This is a genomic window from Streptococcus caledonicus (genome assembly GCF_042656225.1).
In the GTDB taxonomy this organism is placed as follows: Bacteria; Bacillota; Bacilli; order Lactobacillales; family Streptococcaceae; genus Streptococcus; species Streptococcus caledonicus.
The window spans coordinates 146233-164105 of sequence record NZ_JBHSOJ010000015.1; the positions used below are offsets into that span (position 1 = coordinate 146233).

The 17873-nt window shown below is 38.3% G+C and carries 19 protein-coding genes and 2 pseudogenes; 19 read left to right on the plus strand and 2 right to left on the minus strand.

The window, feature by feature from the left end; all coding sequences use genetic code 11:
• Window positions 1-556 precede the first annotated feature (556 nt).
• The 6 genes from ACFPQ3_RS02510 (at window position 557) to ACFPQ3_RS02535 (ending at window position 7460) form a co-directional block, all read left to right on the plus strand.
• Complete coding sequence (locus tag ACFPQ3_RS02510) at window positions 557-1102, plus strand: YutD family protein (protein WP_156806454.1); 546 nt, start codon at window positions 557-559, stop codon at window positions 1100-1102.
• A gap of 115 nt (window positions 1103-1217) precedes the next feature.
• Window positions 1218-2369, plus strand: a complete 1152-nt coding sequence (rlmN, locus tag ACFPQ3_RS02515) for a dual-specificity RNA methyltransferase RlmN (protein WP_156806455.1) — start codon at window positions 1218-1220, stop codon at window positions 2367-2369.
• A complete protein-coding gene (locus ACFPQ3_RS02520) occupies window positions 2369-2887 on the plus strand; it encodes a VanZ family protein (RefSeq protein ID WP_156806456.1) in 519 nt (172 codons plus the stop codon). The genes rlmN and ACFPQ3_RS02520 overlap by 1 nt, the downstream gene beginning before the upstream one ends.
• Before the next feature lie 454 nt (window positions 2888-3341).
• Window positions 3342-3836 (plus strand): AAA family ATPase, encoded by a 495-nt coding sequence (locus tag ACFPQ3_RS02525; RefSeq protein ID WP_198039910.1) that lies wholly within the window; start codon window positions 3342-3344, stop codon window positions 3834-3836.
• 143 nt (window positions 3837-3979) lie between these two features.
• A complete protein-coding gene (locus ACFPQ3_RS02530) occupies window positions 3980-5722 on the plus strand; it encodes an ABC transporter ATP-binding protein (RefSeq protein ID WP_156806458.1) in 1743 nt (580 codons plus the stop codon).
• Window positions 5712-7460, plus strand: coding sequence for an ABC transporter ATP-binding protein (locus tag ACFPQ3_RS02535; RefSeq protein WP_156806459.1), 1749 nt, complete (start codon window positions 5712-5714; stop codon window positions 7458-7460). Before ACFPQ3_RS02530 ends, ACFPQ3_RS02535 begins: the two co-directional genes overlap by 11 nt.
• A gap of 64 nt (window positions 7461-7524) precedes the next feature.
• On the opposite strand, the gene ACFPQ3_RS02540 is transcribed toward ACFPQ3_RS02535, so the two are convergent.
• Window positions 7525-7923, minus strand: coding sequence for a prepilin peptidase (locus ACFPQ3_RS02540; RefSeq protein WP_156806460.1), 399 nt, complete (start codon window positions 7921-7923; stop codon window positions 7525-7527).
• A 122-nt stretch (window positions 7924-8045) separates the two neighbouring features.
• Here ACFPQ3_RS02540 and ACFPQ3_RS02545 point away from each other — a divergent pair, with 122 nt between their 5' ends.
• From ACFPQ3_RS02545 to pflA, 6 genes are all read left to right on the plus strand, one after another.
• The gene (locus tag ACFPQ3_RS02545) at window positions 8046-8534 is read left to right on the plus strand and encodes a Dps family protein (RefSeq protein ID WP_332307257.1); all 489 of its coding nucleotides are present in this window, start codon (window positions 8046-8048) and stop codon (window positions 8532-8534) included.
• A gap of 54 nt (window positions 8535-8588) precedes the next feature.
• Window positions 8589-9314, plus strand: a complete 726-nt coding sequence (locus tag ACFPQ3_RS02550) for a metallophosphoesterase (RefSeq protein ID WP_156806462.1) — start codon at window positions 8589-8591, stop codon at window positions 9312-9314.
• 512 nt (window positions 9315-9826) lie between these two features.
• Window positions 9827-10033 (plus strand): YqgQ family protein, encoded by a 207-nt coding sequence (locus tag ACFPQ3_RS02555; RefSeq protein ID WP_156806463.1) that lies wholly within the window; start codon window positions 9827-9829, stop codon window positions 10031-10033.
• Between the two features lie 86 nt (window positions 10034-10119).
• A complete protein-coding gene (locus tag ACFPQ3_RS02560; RefSeq protein ID WP_156806464.1) occupies window positions 10120-11091 on the plus strand; it encodes an ROK family glucokinase in 972 nt (323 codons plus the stop codon).
• Between the two features lie 9 nt (window positions 11092-11100).
• A complete protein-coding gene (locus ACFPQ3_RS02565) occupies window positions 11101-11490 on the plus strand; it encodes a rhodanese-like domain-containing protein (RefSeq protein ID WP_156806465.1) in 390 nt (129 codons plus the stop codon).
• A 147-nt stretch (window positions 11491-11637) separates the two neighbouring features.
• Window positions 11638-12429 (plus strand): pyruvate formate-lyase-activating protein, encoded by a 792-nt coding sequence (gene pflA / locus ACFPQ3_RS02570; protein ID WP_156806466.1) that lies wholly within the window; start codon window positions 11638-11640, stop codon window positions 12427-12429.
• A 179-nt stretch (window positions 12430-12608) separates the two neighbouring features.
• Here pflA and ACFPQ3_RS02575 read toward each other — a convergent pair.
• A pseudogene (locus tag ACFPQ3_RS02575) lies at window positions 12609-12701 on the minus strand (helix-turn-helix domain-containing protein); the annotation flags it as partial.
• Between ACFPQ3_RS02575 and ACFPQ3_RS02580 the strand changes: the two are divergent.
• The 7 genes and pseudogenes from ACFPQ3_RS02580 to ACFPQ3_RS02610 all read left to right on the plus strand — a co-directional run.
• Window positions 12697-14004, plus strand: a pseudogene (locus tag ACFPQ3_RS02580) (FAD-dependent oxidoreductase); the annotation flags it as partial. The pseudogenes ACFPQ3_RS02575 and ACFPQ3_RS02580 sit on opposite strands and share 5 nt — an antisense overlap.
• Before the next feature lie 153 nt (window positions 14005-14157).
• Window positions 14158-14301, plus strand: a complete 144-nt coding sequence (locus ACFPQ3_RS02585) for a DUF3237 domain-containing protein (protein ID WP_156806467.1) — start codon at window positions 14158-14160, stop codon at window positions 14299-14301.
• Window positions 14274-14504 (plus strand): DUF3237 domain-containing protein, encoded by a 231-nt coding sequence (locus ACFPQ3_RS02590; RefSeq protein ID WP_156806468.1) that lies wholly within the window; start codon window positions 14274-14276, stop codon window positions 14502-14504. The genes ACFPQ3_RS02585 and ACFPQ3_RS02590 overlap by 28 nt, the downstream gene beginning before the upstream one ends.
• Window positions 14505-14580: 76 nt before the next feature.
• Window positions 14581-15516 (plus strand): manganese-dependent inorganic pyrophosphatase, encoded by a 936-nt coding sequence (locus tag ACFPQ3_RS02595; RefSeq protein ID WP_156806469.1) that lies wholly within the window; start codon window positions 14581-14583, stop codon window positions 15514-15516.
• Between the two features lie 210 nt (window positions 15517-15726).
• Window positions 15727-16185, plus strand: coding sequence for a rhodanese-like domain-containing protein (locus ACFPQ3_RS02600; protein WP_156806470.1), 459 nt, complete (start codon window positions 15727-15729; stop codon window positions 16183-16185).
• Window positions 16186-16288: 103 nt separating this feature from the next.
• Window positions 16289-17338, plus strand: coding sequence for a PhoH family protein (locus tag ACFPQ3_RS02605; protein ID WP_156806471.1), 1050 nt, complete (start codon window positions 16289-16291; stop codon window positions 17336-17338).
• 22 nt (window positions 17339-17360) lie between these two features.
• Entirely contained in the window at window positions 17361-17864 is a 504-nt protein-coding gene (locus tag ACFPQ3_RS02610; RefSeq protein WP_156806472.1) for a GNAT family N-acetyltransferase, read from the plus strand.
• The last annotated feature ends 9 nt before the right edge of the window (window positions 17865-17873 follow it).

A 17873-nucleotide genomic window follows, 5' to 3' on the forward strand; every position in this document is an offset into this window, starting at 1 on the left:
AGTGATTAGATTGGTTTAAATCTTTTAAAATGTATGTGATAAACGTTTACGGTTTTAGTCTGTAGAAAATTGATCAAATGAGTCTATTATTTCGTTTTTTGAGTCTCACTAAAAGAGGGGGTGAACGTCTTTTCTGAATCATTCCCGTTGTTCTTCCTCTCGGTCCTATCAAGCGATTGGAAGACTATAAAAATAACAATCGCCACATGATATTAACGTTTTAGCTTATCAACTTATAGAAGAACATCCATTTTTCAACATTATCGCCACAAAGTTTTGGCGTTTTCAGATATAAAGGTAATTGAAATTGTTGGTGTAAGGACAGTTGTATCGCGCATAATATGGGTTATTTGATTGTATTTTCAAAAAATTGACTTTTCTATCCTGAAATCACTCATTGAAATTAGCAACTACGGGAATGATTCTTTCTTATTTTTACTAACATTTTAGAAAAAAATAGGGTATAATATTAAGGTTATAATAGTATGAAGCAACTGTTTTTTAAACTATATAAAATTGACCTATTTATGATAGGATATTGATAGAAAGGAATAAAATGCGTAAAGAGATTTCTCCTGAATTATTTAATTACAATAAATTTCCAGGGCCTGTTTTTGTTCATTTTGATCAGATTGTAAAATCTGATGATACGAGTTTTACGCTTTTAAAAAATCACAAGGAAGCCTTTGATACTGAGGCTTTCACTCAACGTTTTTCGGAATGGCTTCTAAAGTATGATTACATTGTTGGCGATTGGGGTAACGAACAACTTCGTCTGAAAGGTTTTTATCGTGAGGATAAATCAGTAGCTAATACACTGAAAATTTCTCGCTTAGAAGATTATCTTAACGAGCATTGTGCTTTTGGCTGTGCTTATTTTGTTTTAGAAAATGGAGAGCCTCGTGAAATAATATCAGAGGATGAAGAGCAGAATAAACGTCGTCGTAAGCGTCGCCGTAGATTATCCGCTAAAAAGCCTCAAAAAGACTTTAAAATGAGCAGTGCCAATCGGGAAAAGACAGAAAAAGTCCGTCGGCGTGATTTTGACCAAAAAAACTCGGATGGCAAACAGCATTTTACCATTCGTAAAAAAGAACAATAGTTTGTTAATATGAAAAATGAAAGGATGTTTAACTAAGGAAATAGTTAAATGTGAGGTTATCATTGGGAAAATATAGTCACTTTCTCAGTTTAGTTAACTCTCTGGTGCTTTATTAATGACTGAAGATATAAAGGTAACACGACCAAAGCGTCGTCCAAAATTAGAAGATATGCCAGGTTATAAACCTTCTATTTATAATTTGACACAGGAACAGTTGATTGAGTGGGCGATTGAAAATGGTGAGAAAAAATTCCGTGCGACTCAAATCTGGGATTGGTTGTATCGCAAACGTGTCCAATCATTTGATGAAATGACTAATATTTCAAAAGATTTTATTGCGAAATTGGATGAACACTTTTGTATCAATCCTCTTAAGCAACGTATTGTCCAAGAGTCAAAAGATGGTACGGTTAAATATTTGTTTGAGCTTCCTGATGGAATGTTGATTGAGACCGTTTTGATGCGTCAGCATTATGGTCTTTCTGTCTGTGTGACGACTCAAGTGGGATGCAATATTGGATGTACTTTTTGTGCCTCTGGCTTGATTCCTAAACAACGTGACTTGGTGAGTGGAGAGATTGTTGCTCAAATCATGTTGGTGCAAAAATATTTTGATGAGCGAGGCCAAGGAGAGCGTGTCAGCCATATCGTTGTGATGGGAATTGGTGAGCCACTCGATAATTATACCAATGTGATGAATTTCCTTCATGTCGTTAATGATGACAAGGGGCTTGCAATTGGTGCGCGCCATATTACAGTATCAACCTCTGGCTTAGCCCATAAAATTAAAGATTTTGCTAATGAAGGTGTGCAAGTCAATCTTGCGGTCTCTCTTCATGCACCCAATAATGACTTACGTTCAAATATCATGCGTATCAATCGTTCTTTCCCACTAGAGAAACTGTTTGAGGCTATTGAATATTATATTGAGACAACTAACCGTCGTGTAACCTTTGAATATATTATGCTCAATGAAGTCAATGATCATGTTGAAAATGCCCAAGAATTGGCTGATTTAACAAAGAAAATTCGCAAGTTATCTTATATTAACTTAATTCCTTATAACCCTGTTTCAGAACACGATCAGTATAGTCGTTCGACGAAGGAAAGAACAGCTGCATTCTATGATGTTCTTAAGAAGAATGGCGTTAACTGTGTCGTGCGTCAAGAGCATGGAACGGATATTGATGCGGCTTGTGGGCAGCTTCGTTCAAATACGATGAAGGCTGATCGCCGTAAAGCAGTTGTTGAAGCGGCAGGTCGTTAATGCCTAGTTTTTTTGATAAACAAGCAGAGCTAACCTTAAAAGGACGTCAGCTAACTTGGAGTTTAGTGATTCTGTATAGCTTAACATTAGTATTGCTGTGCTGGACACCTCAGTATGGGACTATTGAGGGTGTAGAGACCCCTAATGTCTTTTCGGTTGGAAGAATGGTGTTTCTATTAGTTCCCTTTAATTCTTTAATCGGTTTTGGAGAATTAGATACTGCCTTGGAAATATTTTGGGTCATCACTCAGAATGTGATGAATATCTTCTTGATATTTCCCTTGATGTTAGGTTTGCTTGGTCTTTTTCCAAACTTGAGAAATCTGAAGAAAATCCTTTGGTTAAGCTTTGCTATTTCCTTAACCATTGAGGTAGGGCAGTTAATCTTAGATTTGCTTATTGATGCCAATCGTGTCTTTGAGATTGATGACCTTTGGACTAATACACTTGGGGGCGCTATTGCTTTTTGGACATTTAATAAGCTACAAACTTTATTGAGAGTGGGGTATAAGTTGTAACTTCTTTTACTACTTAAATTTTCAATTTCTGAATGATCTTTTATACAGAACTGTTTTATAGTTACTTAGTTTTAAAATATCACAATATTGATAAAGTTATTAACTTATGCTATCAACATATAACTGTATTATATTAGTAATTGATTTTTGAAAAAATCATGGGCGACGTAGTCGCCATAACTAACCCTTTCTGAAATGGTGAAAACACTCAAACTGTCAAGTTTTAATATGAGGAGTGAGAATGTCCAATGAATAATTTCAGCCTGAACTTATAAATTAAAGAGTGAAGGAGAACTAGGATCTCTAAATTGGAGCAAACCCACACACTACATTAGGATAAGTGCTAATAAAAATGATACTAAATAACTATAGCATTTTACGAACTGCAACGACTATTACTATAAAAAAGAAGGCTGGAATAGGTTTACCAGCCTTCCTTTCTTGGAGGTAGATGATGTATCAGAGAATAATGATTATTGGTTCTCCAGGCTCTGGAAAGTCAACCCTAGCAAAGAGATTAGCTCAGGAATTGGAGCTTCCCCTCATCCATCTGGATAAACTGAATTGGATTGATGACAAGGATACCGTTTCAAAAGAGGTTTTCTTGGAGCGATTAGACAAAGTGGTATCAGGAAGTTCTTGGATTATTGATGGTAATTATGGTAGTTCAATGGAAGTTCGTCTTAAAAGAGCAGAGCTGGTCATCTGGCTAAAGGTGCCACGCTTGGTGTGTCTTTATCGTGTTGTTAAGCGGTATTTGCACAGCCTTTTTCAAGATAATAGTGCTGGTAACCCAAAGCGTATTGATTGGAACTTTATCCGTTTTATATGGGGTTTTCCAAAAAGCCATCAAAAGACAGAAGAACTTTTGGAACAATTCTCAACTGTAAAAGTGCTAAAGGTGAGCAATTTAAAGGATGCTTTGCATTTTGTAAGAGAAAATACTTGACCTTTGAGAAGGTCTAAGGTGTATGATAAAAGTTGTGTGTGCTGAAAATAGCAGGCAATAGATGAAAAGAAATTGAAAGGGAAACAGGTAGGTCTTTCTGTAATAAGTTTAAACCAATATTCGGAAAGTCTTGCATTAAGATTATGCAAATTATAAAAAAATTATGGTGGTTTTTCTATCAAGAAAGACGCCGATATCTCATTGGGATTATTGCACTGAGCTTGGTCGCGGTACTTAATTTGGTGCCCCCTTTTGTGATGGGGGGGATTGTTGACCACATTGTTAGTAGAAGCTTAACGGAAACAGAATTGGTAATTAACCTTATCTATTTGTTATTGGCTTCCCTAGGCATGTATTTTTTACGTTATATTTGGCGAATGTATATTTTTGGAACATCCTATCGTCTAGGCCAAATCATGCGTTTCAGATTGTTTGAGCATTTTACCAAAATGTCTCCGTCCTTTTATCAAAAATACCGTACTGGGGACTTGATGGCGCATGCGACTAATGATATTAACTCTTTGACGCGTCTTGCAGGTGGTGGTGTCATGTCTGCAGTTGATGCTTCGGTAACAGCTTTGGTAACATTGGCAACTATGTTCTTTAGCATTTCTTGGCAAATGACCTTGATTGCGGTGTTACCTTTACCATTTATGGCCTTGGCAACAAGTCGTTTGGGACGTAAGAATCACGAATCATTCCGACAATCTCAAGCTGCCTTTTCAGACCTTAATAATAAGGTTCAAGAATCAGTTTCTGGAATTAAGGTGACCAAATCATTTGGCTACCAAGAGCAAGAAACGCAAGCTTTTCAAAAAGTTAACGAAGCAGCTTTTGAAAAGAATATGGTTTCCATGAAGTACAATGCGATGTTTGATCCGACAGTGATGCTTTTTGTAGGAGCTAGCTATGTCTTGACCCTTTTAGTCGGTTCTTATATGGTACAAGCGGGGCAGGTAACTGTCGGTAATCTTGTTACTTTTGTGACCTACTTAGATATGCTCGTTTGGCCTTTGATGGCTGTGGGATTCCTTTTCAATATCACACAACGTGGTAATGTTTCCTATGACCGTATTGCTGAATTATTAGATCAAGAATCTGATGTTCAGGAGACAGATAGTCCAGTTGAGGGGATTTGCAATGGTTGTTTAGAATACGCTATTGATCACTTCGCTTACGAGGGTGAACCTACTCTTGAAGATATTCATTTTACTCTTGAAAAGGGTCAAACACTTGGCTTGGTTGGTCAGACAGGTTCTGGTAAGACAACCTTGATTAAGTTATTATTGCGTGAATATGATGTTAATGATGGCTCTATTAAGTTAGATGGTTGTAATATTCGTGATTATCGATTGTCTGATTTACGTGGTTTGATGGGGTATGTTCCACAAGATCAATTTTTATTTGCAACGACAATTTTAGAAAATGTTCGTTTTGGAAATCCTGCTCTGCCATTGGAACAAGTGGAAAAAGCGACTAAGCTGTCTCAAGTCTATGATGATATTAAGGCGATGCCTGAAGGCTTCGACACTCTTATTGGTGAAAAGGGTGTTTCTCTTTCTGGGGGACAAAAGCAGCGCTTGGCCATGAGTCGTGCCATGATTTTGAATCCTGATATTCTGATTTTGGATGATAGTCTATCTGCTGTAGATGCTAAGACCGAACATGCCATTATTGAAAATCTGAAAGAGACACGTGACCATAAGACAACGATTATAACAGCGCATCGCTTATCAGCAGTAGTTCACGCTGACCTTATTTTGGTCATGCAAGATGGGCGTATCCTTGAGCGTGGAACTCATGAAGAACTGTTGGCGCAAAATGGTTGGTATGCTGAAACCTATGCTTCACAACAATTAGAAATGGAGGGTGTTGATGAAAACTAAACAAAATCAATGGGAAGTTCTCAAACGTCTTCTATCCTATTTAAAAAATTATAAGTGGTTAACTGTTCTGGCGCTAGCTTTTCTTTTAACCACAACCGTTCTACAAACTATTATTCCTCTGGTAGCAAGTCGTTTTATTGATGACTATCTTGGCAATATAACGCAGACAGCAGGTCTGATTTTGGTGGGGTATTATCTGCTTTACCTACTGCGCGCAGCTTTTTCTTACCTAGGTAATTTGCTTTTTGCGCGTGTTTCTTACAGCATTGTCCGAGATATTCGTCGTGATGCCTTTGCGACAATGGAGCGCTTAGGAATGTCTTATTTTGATAAAACACCTGCGGGTTCAATTGTGTCTCGTTTGACCAATGATACGGAATCCATCAGTGAGATGTTCTCTGGGATTTTATCAAGTTTTATCTCAGCTATATTTGTCTTCACGGTGACGCTTTATACCATGTTGGTTCTGGACATTAAATTGACGAGTTTGGTTGTTATTTTCTTACCCCTCATCTTTATTCTTGTTAATTTATACCGTAAAAAGTCAACGGCTGTTATTGAAAAAACGCGTTCGCTTCTCTCAGATATCAACAGTAAATTGGCTGAAAGTATTGAAGGGATTCGTATTATCCAGGCTTTCAACCAGGAAGAGCGTCTCAAAGAAGAGTTTGATGCTATCAATGAAGAACATGTGCTTTACTCAAACCGTTTTATGGCTTTAGACAGTTTGATGCTTCGTCCTGCTATGTCACTTTTAAAACTCCTTGCTTATGCTGTTTTGATGGGCTATTTTGGAGCGATGGGAATGAAAACAGCGGTAACAGCTGGTACAATCTATGCTTTTATCCAGTATGTGAATCGTCTCTTTGATCCACTTATTGAAGTCAGTCAAAACTTTTCAACACTTCAAACCTCTATGGTATCTGCCGGTCGTGTTTTCAAACTGATTGATGAAACTGGTTTTGAACCTGTTCAAAATGACAATAGCAGTGCAAGGGTGACTCAAGGGAATATTGTCTTTAAAAATGTGAGTTTCTCGTATGATGGTAGTCGTAAAATTCTTGATGATATTTCCTTTGAAGTGAAAAAAGGTGAGACCATTGCTTTTGTTGGTCACACAGGTTCAGGGAAATCATCTATTATCAATGTTTTTATGCGTTTCTATGAATTTGCAGAAGGGCAAGTACTTCTTGATGGTATTGATATCCGTGATTATAGTCAAGCTGAGTTACGAAAAAATGTTGGTTTAGTTCTCCAAGATCCATTCCTATATCATGGAACCATTAAATCTAATATTGCCATGTATCAACAGTTGACGGATGAAGAGATTCAAGCAGCAGCAGAGTTTGTTGATGCAGATCAATTTATTCAGAAATTACCTGAAAAATATGATGCCCCAGTTTCTGAGCGTGGCTCTTCGTTTTCAACAGGTCAGCGCCAGCTTTTGGCCTTTGCCAGAACGGTAGCCAGTCAACCTAAAATCCTCATTCTAGACGAAGCAACAGCCAATATTGATTCTGAGACAGAGAGTATTGTGCAAAATTCTCTTGCCAAGATGCGGAAAGGTCGGACAACAATAGCGATTGCTCATCGATTGTCAACCATCCAAGATGCCAATTGTATTTACGTGCTTGACAAGGGACGGATTATCGAGTCTGGAACCCATGAGGAGCTTTTAGAACTTGGTGGAACCTATCATAAAATGTACGAACTCCAAGCAGGAGCCATGCAGAATTAAAACAGAATCTCTTAGCAAATGCTAGGAGATTTTATTGTTGTAGAAAAATATATTGTGACTATAGTTACAATAATCCTGTTTCCTTTCCAACTAAAACAAGAGCATAGCCCATAACTATAAGAGGAATGAATGCTATTGTTTTTTGTTTATTGAGTTTAAAGAGGTAGAAAAAAATTCCTAGGATGCTAGCGAATTGGACAATCCAAAGAAGGTCTGATAATGGGATTGCTAATCCTAGGGTTGCTAGGTATAGAAAGTCTCCAGCACCGACATTGATATTTTTCAGTAGGGCAAAAATTCCTAGCAGGCATAGTAATGTAAAAGTGAGATTAGCTGTGTAAAATGGTAGTAGTAATAGAGTTGAAAGTAGCCAAATGATTAAAGGATACTCTTGGTTTTTTAAATCATAATAGCTGAGGATAAAACCGAGTGTTAGGGTGTAAAAGTAAAAAAAGATTTCCATATCTTATTATTCGTAAAAGCAAAATTTTTGACTTTTATTTAGAATCATTCTAAAATAGAAGTGTAAGTTATTAGCATACTTAAATGCTTAGCAAATTTTCACAAAGAACAAAGGAGATTCTTATGGTAATAGATATTACACCAAAAACAATTGATTTTCCAGAAACAAAATTGGTTTTGAACCAAGCTGTTGCAGATATATCTAAAGCGATGTCAATCATTCACCAGGCACACTGGTATGCGCGTGGAGCGGGTTTTGTTGCTTTCCATGAAAAAATGGATGAGTACATGGATGATTTGGCAGATGTTTTGGATGAATTTAGTGAGCGCTTAATCATGCTAGGCGGCAAACCTTTTTCAACGCTCAAAGAATTTGATGAGGAGTCAAATTTGACAGAAACACCAGGTTCTTATGATGTGACAATACCGGAGCGTCTAGAACGTTTAGTGGAGCTTTATCGCTATTTGTCAGCTCTTTATCAAACGGGACTTGAAGTCACTGATAAAGAAGGTGATGATGTGACTAATGGTCTATTTGCGGATGCTTTGGGCGATAGCCAAAAAATCATCTGGATGTTACAAGCAGAACTCAATCAAGCTCCAAATCTTTAAAGATAGCCAAAAGCCTCCAAAAAGTGTATGATAGGTACACGTGGAGGTTTTTTCATGAAAAAATTATTTGTTGTAGGGGATGTGCACGGGGAATTTGACCTCTTGCAGGCACTTTTGAAGCATTGGGATAAGGAAAGTCAGCAATTAGTCTTTTTGGGAGATTTAGCTGATCGGGGTCCAAAATCCAAAGAATGCTTTGAATTAGTCATGTGTTTTGTTAAAAATGAAGGTGCCATTTGCATCACTGGAAATCATGAGGATATGATTTTACGCTGGTTGGCCTCTCCAGAAGATAAGATGGAATGGTACCTGCGAAATGGTGCCAAAGAAACTTTTGAAAGCCTTTTTTATCCAGGTATTGTTGAGGAAAAGTCACCTTTAGAAATAGCAGAGCTTTTTAGGTCGGAGTACGCGGACCTATTAGACTTTATCACGAATCTACCGGTTTACTATGAGCATGATTATGCTATCTGTGTACACGCTGGCTTTGATTTGACCTTGGAAAACTATAGGGAAACAAGTCGTTATGATGCTATTTGGATTAGGGAAGCTTTTTACGGTAGTGATATTGTGCCAGATAAGTTAGTCGTTCATGGGCATACCCCGGTAACTTCTATCCGTCAGGATAAATTGCAGACGCAATTATGTTATAAAAATAATAAGCTTAATATTGATGGTGGCGCTGTTTATCAGGGAAGTCTTCATGGGGTTGTGATTGGGGAGAATGGACTTGAAGCCGACTATCAAATTTTTCACAAAGACTACTTAAAGGGGGAGTAAAATGACTCTGAGGATTGTTGAAGTGGTCCTACTAGCTTTCTCTTTTATCAGTATTGCTTATCATTGTGAATGATAGCTTGAGAAACGTTGCGCAGACGGCTTATGATGAGAAATGTTACTATCATCTGACTTGCAGTAATTGCCATCTTATCCAGCGGTTGAACGGTCGGAAGTTGAAATCTGCGGTGAAAGGAAAACTGTGAGAGACAAAAGAATTTTTAGGAAAACGTAAAGTCTCTTATATCTTATTCTATCCGTCTTGTCAGAAAAAAGTGGTAGCCTGTCTTGATGTTAGAAAACCAAGGTGATTAGGTGAGTACATGCTTTGGTTTTGGCCATATCAGAGGAGATAAAAAGCGTATTAGCTATGATTTTAGTCAAACTGATGATTTATCTTCTCATTAGCCGATTTGTGATAAGATTGATTTTAGCTATTTTTAATTTTTCTTGCAAAATGCAATCGTTTGCGAAAACTGCTTGAAAAAGAGCATTTTTTTTGGTACTATTTCTATATGAAAACACTCTATGATGTGCAACAGTTGTTGAAACGATTTGGGATTATTATTTATCTTGGTAAACGACTCTATGATATTGAACTCATGAAAATTGAGATTGAGGGCTTGTATCAAAATGGCTTAGTTGAAAAGGATGATTATATTTTAGCTGAATTAATTTTACGACGGGAACACCGATTGGAGATTGAAAAGGAAAGGAAATAGTTCTTTCAGGAAGTGAAGCTCAGCTGTTATTGAGAGTGGTTACCCTGGTGTTAGCTTACTAAACTGATTGAACTGGTATGGAAACGATGGTAAAAAAACTACTAGGTATTGACCTTGGTGGAACGACTGTTAAATTTGGGATTTTAACACTTGATGGTGAGGTCCAAGAAAAATGGGCTATTGACACTAATATTTTGGATGATGGTAAACAAATTGTGCCAAATATTGTGGAGTCAATCAAACACCGCTTGGAACTTTATGGATTGACAAAAGATGATTTTGTTGGTATTGGTATGGGCTCTCCAGGCGCAGTTGATCGTGAGAAAAAAACAGTTACAGGTGCTTTCAACTTGAACTGGGATAATACTCAAGAAGTAGGTTCAGTGATTGAACGTGAACTTGGTATCCCATTTGCGATTGATAATGATGCAAATGTGGCAGCTCTTGGTGAACGATGGGTCGGTGCTGGTGAAAACAATCCTGACGTCGTCTTTATGACACTTGGGACAGGTGTTGGCGGTGGTATCATAGCTGATGGAAATCTTATCCACGGTGTCGCAGGTGCTGGTGGTGAAATCGGTCATATGATTGTAGAGCCAGACCATGGTTTTGCTTGTACTTGTGGAAGTAATGGATGCCTAGAGACCGTAGCTTCAGCAACGGGTGTAGTGCGCGTCGCTCGTTTGTTGGCAGAAAGTTATGAGGGAGTATCAAGCGTTAAAGCAGCGATTGATAATGGTGAAATAGTAACAAGTAAGGATATTTTTATAGCTGCAGCAGCAGGAGACAGTTTTGCCGATTCTGTCGTTGAAAAGGTTGGTTTCTATTTAGGACTTGCCGCAGCAAATCTTGGAAGTATTCTTAACCCAGATTCAATTGTTGTCGGTGGAGGTGTGTCAGCAGCTGGGGAGTTTTTACGTAGTCGTATTGAAAAATATTTTACTCGTTATGCTTTTCCACAAGTTCGTAAGACAACTAAGATTAAAATTGCAGAGCTTGGAAATGATGCTGGTCTTATCGGTGCGGCAAGCTTGGCTCGACAATTTGTTACCAAATAAGGAGATACTATGACACCACTATCACTTATTTTATGGGGGATCTTGATTGTATGGGGGCTCTATTTAGCTTGGAATTATTTTCGTGTTCGACGTGCAGCAACTTTTCTAAGTTTTAAAGAATTTGAAGGTAAAATGCAAGGAGCACAGCTCATTGATATCAGAGATACGGGAAGCTTTCAGAAAAAGCATATTCTAAGAGCACGCAATCTTCCAGCCCCTGGCTTTGCCCAGTCGCTCGGAGCGCTCCGTAAGGATAAACCAATCCTTCTGTATGATGCCACTCGTGGCACAGAGTTGCCTAAAGTGATTATGACCTTGAAAAAGGCAGGCTTTAAGGATGTCTATGTTCTTAAAGATGGTTTTGATTATTGGCAAGGAAAGACTAAGATTGGAAAATAATAAAAGCTGAGCATTGGCTCAGCTTTTATAGTACACAAAAAATGGGGTATTATAGCATAGACTTTTGAGGAATTGGTACAGAATGCTAGGCATAAAACTGTGAAAAGTGTATAATGAAAATAAGAAAAACGGTTACAAGGAGACGGCATGGCTGACATTGATTACAAAAAGGTAACAGGAATGGTGCATTCTACCGAAAGTTTTGGTTCTGTGGATGGGCCTGGTATACGCTTCATCATCTTTTTACAAGGATGCAAGCTCCGCTGTCAATATTGCCATAATCCTGATACTTGGGAAATGGTATCAAATAAAGCTACCGAGCGTACGGTGGAAGATGTTTTGAAAGAAGCGCTCAATTTCCGTCATTTTTGGGGGAAAAATGGAGGAATCACGGTATCTGGTGGGGAAGCAATGCTTCAAATTGATTTTCTAATAGCTCTCTTTACAGAAGCGAAAAAATTAGGTATCCATACGACTTTAGATACCTGTGGGTTTGCTTATCGACCAACACCAGAATATCATGAGATTTTAGACAAATTATTAGCAGTAACAGACTTGGTCTTGCTTGATTTGAAAGAAATTGATCCTGTGCAGCATAAAATTGTGACGCGCCAGCCAAATACTAATATTTTGAAATTTGCACATTATCTATCAGATAAAGGCATTCCTGTTTGGATTCGTCATGTTTTAGTGCCTGGTTTAACTGATATTGATGAGCATTTGATTGATCTCGGTAAGTTTGTTAAAACCTTGAAAAATGTTGATAAATTTGAGATTCTTCCTTACCATACTATGGGAGAATTCAAATGGCGTGAACTTGGTATCCCTTATCCGTTAGAAGGGGTTAAACCTCCGACAAAAGATCGTGTGCAGAATGCTAAAGATTTGATGGAAACTGAAAGTTACACCGAATACATGAATCGTATGGCAAAAGTTTAATGTCTTTGAAAATTGATACGTTACTTCGTCGAGCTTTAATTTTTTGTCTAGCCTTTCATGCTTTTCGGTAACAAAATAGTGACATTATGAATGATTTGGTTTAGAACAAATCAAGAGAATGGTATTAGAATATAACATTTTATTTGAGTGAGAGTGAAACAGAAGTCAAGATTTCTATTTCACTTTTTTTGTTTTCGATAGTGATGTGGTGTCATATGGTAACGCTGTTTGAACTGGCGATTGAAATTGGATAAGTTATTAAATCCTAAATTGATTAACACGGATGAAGCAACCATTGATCCAGAATACTTAGAAGACTTTAGGACACTGAAGGCTGAGGTGGAAAATTATCTAAAAGATCCAAGTTATCTTTTTGATTCAACCCTTCTTTATCGCATTCAGACTTATATCGGCGGAAAACGAACTGACCTTAATGGACAGGAAATTCATGGGAATTATGACTTGGTGAAAGTCTTGACAGAAAATGCCCTTGGATCTGTTCGGTGGTTGGAAGATATTGGGGTAGAGTTTGTTCGTGATGAAGTGACCATGCCAGTTGGTGCACTTTGGCGCCGTGGGCACAAGCCTGTTCAGCCTATGGGATTTGCCTTCATTTCTGTTCTTGACAAATACGTTCGAGAACACGGAGGCACCATTTTGACCGACTCACCAGTTAAAGAATTGATTGTTACTGACGGTATTGTTCGAGGTGTTATTGCTGAAGGACGAAATGGTCAAACCATTACAGTAAATGCTAAGGCCGTTGTCATGGCTTCTGGTGGTTTTGGTGCCAATACGAAAATGTTGCAACAATACAACACGTATTGGTCTGAGATTGATGATGATATTGCTACATCAAATACACCAGCTGTAACCGGTGATGGTATTCTCCTTGGGCAATCTGTTGGTGCCGACCTTGTTGGTATGGGCTTTAGCCAAATGATGCCAGTGTCAGATCCCGTGACGGGAGCTCTCTTCTCGGGGCTTCAAGTGCCACCTGCTAACTTTATCATGGTCAATAAAGAAGGAAAACGCTTTGTTGACGAATACGGCAGCCGTGACAAATTGTCGCAAGCTGCGATTGACAATGGTGGACTTTTCTACCTTATCGCAGACGATAAGATTAAAGCGACAGCTTACAATACTAGTCAAGAAAAAATTGATGCGCAAGTTGCAGCAGGGACCCTTCACCGTGCCGATACCTTGGAAGAATTGGCAGAACAAATTGGTGTTGATCCAGAAACATTGGTCACAACGATTAAAAACTACAATTCATACGTTGACGCAGGTTTTGACCCAGAATTTAATAAGGGTGGTTTTGACCTTAAATGTGAAGTAGCACCATTTTATGCTACTCCACGTAAACCGGCAGTGCACCATACTATGGGCGGCCTCAAAATTGATACCACAACACACGTTATCAATGAAAGTGGTGACATAATCAAAGGACTTTATGCTGCTGGTGAGGTAGCAGGAGGACTCCATGCGGGTAACCGTTTAGGAGGTAATTCATTGACAGATATTTTCACCTTTGGTCGTATTGCAGGTATTACTGCGGTTTCTGAAAATTGCTAACAGTTATAATATAGGGGACTGGGTGATGTACCAGTCCTCTTGTTTTATCATTGAGGAGGAAAAATGGAGGCTTTAAAAAAAGTTTTTGACATTACGGTAGAAGTTGGTGTGACGATTTTGGTAGGACAAAATGATATCAATGGTAGGCGTTAGTTGATTCCTATTTTATCAGGTGAGTTAGTGGGAGATGGCTTACATGATAAAGTTCTTTCCGGAGGAGTGGATAGTCAGATTATTCGACCGGATGGTCGCTATGAGTTATCGCCTCGTTGGATAATGGCGGAGTTTTTACTATAGAAAATAATGTTATTCGTACGGTTATAAAAGATAATGTAGAACAGGTTAAGATCGGAGCTTTTATAAAACTGTATTATTTTGTCAGAAAACCAGAGTTTGAGGCTTATGGTGAGTATTTGTCTTGGCTTAAAGAAAAATACTCTATCTCTAAAGCCAAGCGCTTGCCAAGCAGAGTAGTACTCTTTTTATATGAGATGATCTAAAGAATTGTTTGGTAAGGCTTTATTGGATAGATGGTTTTATGGTATAATAAAGAAAAATTTGAAAAAGAGGTAAATCATGTCTAAATGTTTAGTTTTTGGTCACCAAAATCCTGATACAGATGCTATTGCATCATCATACGGTTGGGCTTATCTTGAGCGTACTGCTTGGGGTCGCGATGCGGAAGCTGTTGCTCTTGGTATACCTAATGAAGAAACCGCATTTGCGCTTAACTATTTTGGTGTTGAGGCTCCACGTGTGGTAGAATCTGCTAAAGCAGAAGGTGTTTTTCATGTTATTTTAACTGACCATAACGAATTTCAACAATCAATCGCTGATATCCGTGAAGTAGAAGTGGCAGCAGTGATTGACCACCACCGTGTGGCGAACTTTGAGACTGCAAATCCTCTTTACATGCGTTTAGAACCAGTTGGATCTGCATCATCAATCGTTTACCGCGCGTCAAAAGAAGCAGGTGTGACACTTCCTCGTGAAGTAGCAGGACTTCTTTTATCAGGTTTGATTTCAGATACGCTTCTTCTTAAATCACCAACAACTCATGAATCTGATGCACAAGTGGCTAAAGAATTGGCAGAGCTTGCTGGTGTCAATTTGGAAGAATATGGTCTCGAGCTTCTTAAAGCAGGTACAAATCTTGCGAGCAAGTCAGCAGAAGAATTGATTGACATTGATGCTAAAACATTCCCGCTTAATGGAAATAGTGTCCGTGTTGCACAAGTGAACACTGTTGATATTGCAGAAGTTTTAGAGCGTAAAGCAGATATCGAAGCGGCAATGACAGCCTCATCAGTAGCAAATGGTTACTCAGACTTTGTTCTTATGATTACTGATATCTTGAATTCAAATTCAGAAATTCTTGCTCTCGGTTCTAATATGGATAAGGTTGAAGCAGCTTTCAACTTTAAACTTAAAAACAACCATGCCTTCCTTGCAGGCGCTGTTTCTCGTAAAAAACAAGTGGTACCACAATTGACAGAAAGCTTTAACGCTTAATAACTAAAAAGCCAGCTTTAGTGCTGGTTTTTTAGTCTCAAATATTTGCTAAAATAAGCAGAGCTTTTATATAATGGATTTGTTTGATAGCTAATTCTAATGTTTGTTTTTAACTTGGATAGTCTATCATTATTAAACATTTGATATAGAAAAAAATAATACTCTTAAAATACCATTTATTCCCGTTTTTTAAGAGTATAAGGAGTTAACATGAAGAAATTATTAATAGTGAACATGTTTGTCTTAGGACTTTTTCTGACTGCTTGTCAATCAATATCTGATATGAGCACATCAAATACTGATAAGGAACAAACTTCCGTTTCAGCTGAGAAGATTGATTGGGAAAAGGCGGGGCCAGATGCCAAGGCGAATCGCATTTCTTTTGATATGGTTAAGGAAGATGTGGAGTCAGGAGCTAAGTTTTTTGATGTCCGCTCTGCAGAGGAGTATAAAGCTGGTAATTTTGGTATTACAGAGAATTTTCCAATTACAGATTTAGAAAACGGAAAGCTACCAGAGCTTCCTAAAGATACTAAAATCTATGTTCATTGTCTAAAAGGAATTCGTTCAGCACAAGCAGTTAAACTTTTACGAGATGCTGGCTATACTCAAGTCTTTGATATGGGCGGTGTAGAGCATATAGAAGCTATTGGCGGTATCTTGGAGTAGGAACTTCAATTAAGTTTTTCAATGTGAATAACTAAAATTCCCCGATTAGGGGGATTTTTTGCTATAATAAAAGCAAGTTAAATGAAAGAAAGAGGAACTCTATTTGCAAGAGTATTCTGTGGAAGTTACTTTAAATCACCCTGATGATGTGATGGCATTGTTTGGTAGTAATGAGCGTCATTTGAGACTGATTGAGGAAAATCTTGGTGTCATTATTCATGCCAGAACGGAGCGTGTTCAGATTTTAGGAGATGATGAGGAAGCTGTTGAAATAGCACGTCTCACGATTAATGCCTTGCTGGTCTTGGTAGGTCGTGGCATGGTAGTGAATACCTCTGATGTGGTGATGGCCTTGTCTATGGCTCAAAATGGTAGCATTGACAAATTTGTTGCCCTCTATGAGGAAGAAATCATCAAGGATAACTATGGCAAGCCTATTCGTGTGAAAACCTTGGGGCAGAAGCTGTATGTTGATAGTGTAAAATCTCATGATGTGGTCTTTGGGATTGGTCCTGCGGGGACTGGTAAAACCTTTTTAGCAGTCACTTTAGCAGTGACGGCCCTCAAACGCGGGCAGGTCAAACGCATTGTCTTGACACGTCCAGCTGTTGAAGCGGGTGAAAGTCTCGGTTTCCTTCCGGGGGATTTGAAAGAGAAGGTTGATCCTTATCTTCGTCCTGTTTATGATGCGTTGTATCAGATTCTTGGTAAGGAGCAGACAACCCGTCTCATGGAGCGTGAAACCATTGAGATTGCCCCTCTTGCCTATATGCGTGGTCGTACTTTGGACGATGCCTTTGTTATCTTGGATGAAGCGCAAAATACAACCATCATGCAGATGAAGATGTTTTTGACCCGTCTTGGCTTTAATTCTAAGATGATTATCAACGGTGATATCAGTCAGATTGACTTGCCAAGGAAAGTTAAGTCTGGTTTGATTGATGCGACGGAAAAATTGCAGGGCATTAAAGCGATTGATTTTGTCTATTTCTCAGCCAAGGATGTTGTTCGTCACCCTGTTGTTGCTGAAATTATCAAAGCCTATGAGGACGACCGCTCTGCTATGTTCCAAAACGACAAAGAAGAAGTGACTGAGGAAAAATCAGGATTAACGACCTATGAGGTAATTGGCGAATTGCCAAAGGAAGAATAAGTTATTTACAGTAGGTGAGTTAATGGAAATGTTATCATCATATTTCAAAGTTCGTCCGATTGTTGAAGAGGATTTAATACAAGTTTTAGAACTTTATCAGGGAAATCTATTTTTCTTTAGACATTGTCCACCTGAACCGAGTTTAGCAAGTATACAAGAGGATATCCGTCGTTTGCCAGATGGGAAATCTCAAAGTGATAAGTATTACCTTGGCTTTTGGGAGAAGGAGAAGTTAGTAGCAGTTATGGATTTTGTCTATGATTATCCAAACGAGGAGACTGTATTTATTGGCTTTTTTATGGTCAATTCATCTTGTCAAGGTATGGGAATAGGGAGTCGAATCATTCAAGAAACCTTTGTCTATTTTTCCAGAAGTTTTAGAAAAGTGAGACTAGCTTATGTAAAAACCAATCCTCAAGCAAAACATTTTTGGGAAAAGCAAGGCTTTTTGCCAACTGGTATTGAAGTAAAAGAAGAGTTGTACACTTTTGTTATTGCGGAAAGAGAATTGTCGCAAGGAGAATAGCACCACATT

Coding starts and splice junctions, on each gene's coding strand:
- ACFPQ3_RS02560 (WP_156806464.1), top strand. CDS start 10,120: ATGGTAAAAAAACTACTAGGTATTGACCTTGGTGGAACGACTGTTAAA.
- ACFPQ3_RS02525 (WP_198039910.1), top strand. CDS start 3,342: ATGTATCAGAGAATAATGATTATTGGTTCTCCAGGCTCTGGAAAGTCA.
- ACFPQ3_RS02565 (WP_156806465.1), top strand. CDS start 11,101: ATGACACCACTATCACTTATTTTATGGGGGATCTTGATTGTATGGGGG.
- ACFPQ3_RS02545 (WP_332307257.1), top strand. CDS start 8,046: ATGGTAATAGATATTACACCAAAAACAATTGATTTTCCAGAAACAAAA.
- ACFPQ3_RS02520 (WP_156806456.1), top strand. CDS start 2,369: ATGCCTAGTTTTTTTGATAAACAAGCAGAGCTAACCTTAAAAGGACGT.
- pflA (WP_156806466.1), top strand. CDS start 11,638: ATGGCTGACATTGATTACAAAAAGGTAACAGGAATGGTGCATTCTACC.
- ACFPQ3_RS02535 (WP_156806459.1), top strand. CDS start 5,712: ATGAAAACTAAACAAAATCAATGGGAAGTTCTCAAACGTCTTCTATCC.
- ACFPQ3_RS02610 (WP_156806472.1), top strand. CDS start 17,361: ATGGAAATGTTATCATCATATTTCAAAGTTCGTCCGATTGTTGAAGAG.
- ACFPQ3_RS02530 (WP_156806458.1), top strand. CDS start 3,980: ATGCAAATTATAAAAAAATTATGGTGGTTTTTCTATCAAGAAAGACGC.
- ACFPQ3_RS02595 (WP_156806469.1), top strand. CDS start 14,581: ATGTCTAAATGTTTAGTTTTTGGTCACCAAAATCCTGATACAGATGCT.
- rlmN (WP_156806455.1), top strand. CDS start 1,218: ATGACTGAAGATATAAAGGTAACACGACCAAAGCGTCGTCCAAAATTA.
- ACFPQ3_RS02510 (WP_156806454.1), top strand. CDS start 557: ATGCGTAAAGAGATTTCTCCTGAATTATTTAATTACAATAAATTTCCA.
- ACFPQ3_RS02555 (WP_156806463.1), top strand. CDS start 9,827: ATGAAAACACTCTATGATGTGCAACAGTTGTTGAAACGATTTGGGATT.
- ACFPQ3_RS02540 (WP_156806460.1), bottom strand. CDS start 7,923: ATGGAAATCTTTTTTTACTTTTACACCCTAACACTCGGTTTTATCCTC.
- ACFPQ3_RS02600 (WP_156806470.1), top strand. CDS start 15,727: ATGAAGAAATTATTAATAGTGAACATGTTTGTCTTAGGACTTTTTCTG.
- ACFPQ3_RS02550 (WP_156806462.1), top strand. CDS start 8,589: ATGAAAAAATTATTTGTTGTAGGGGATGTGCACGGGGAATTTGACCTC.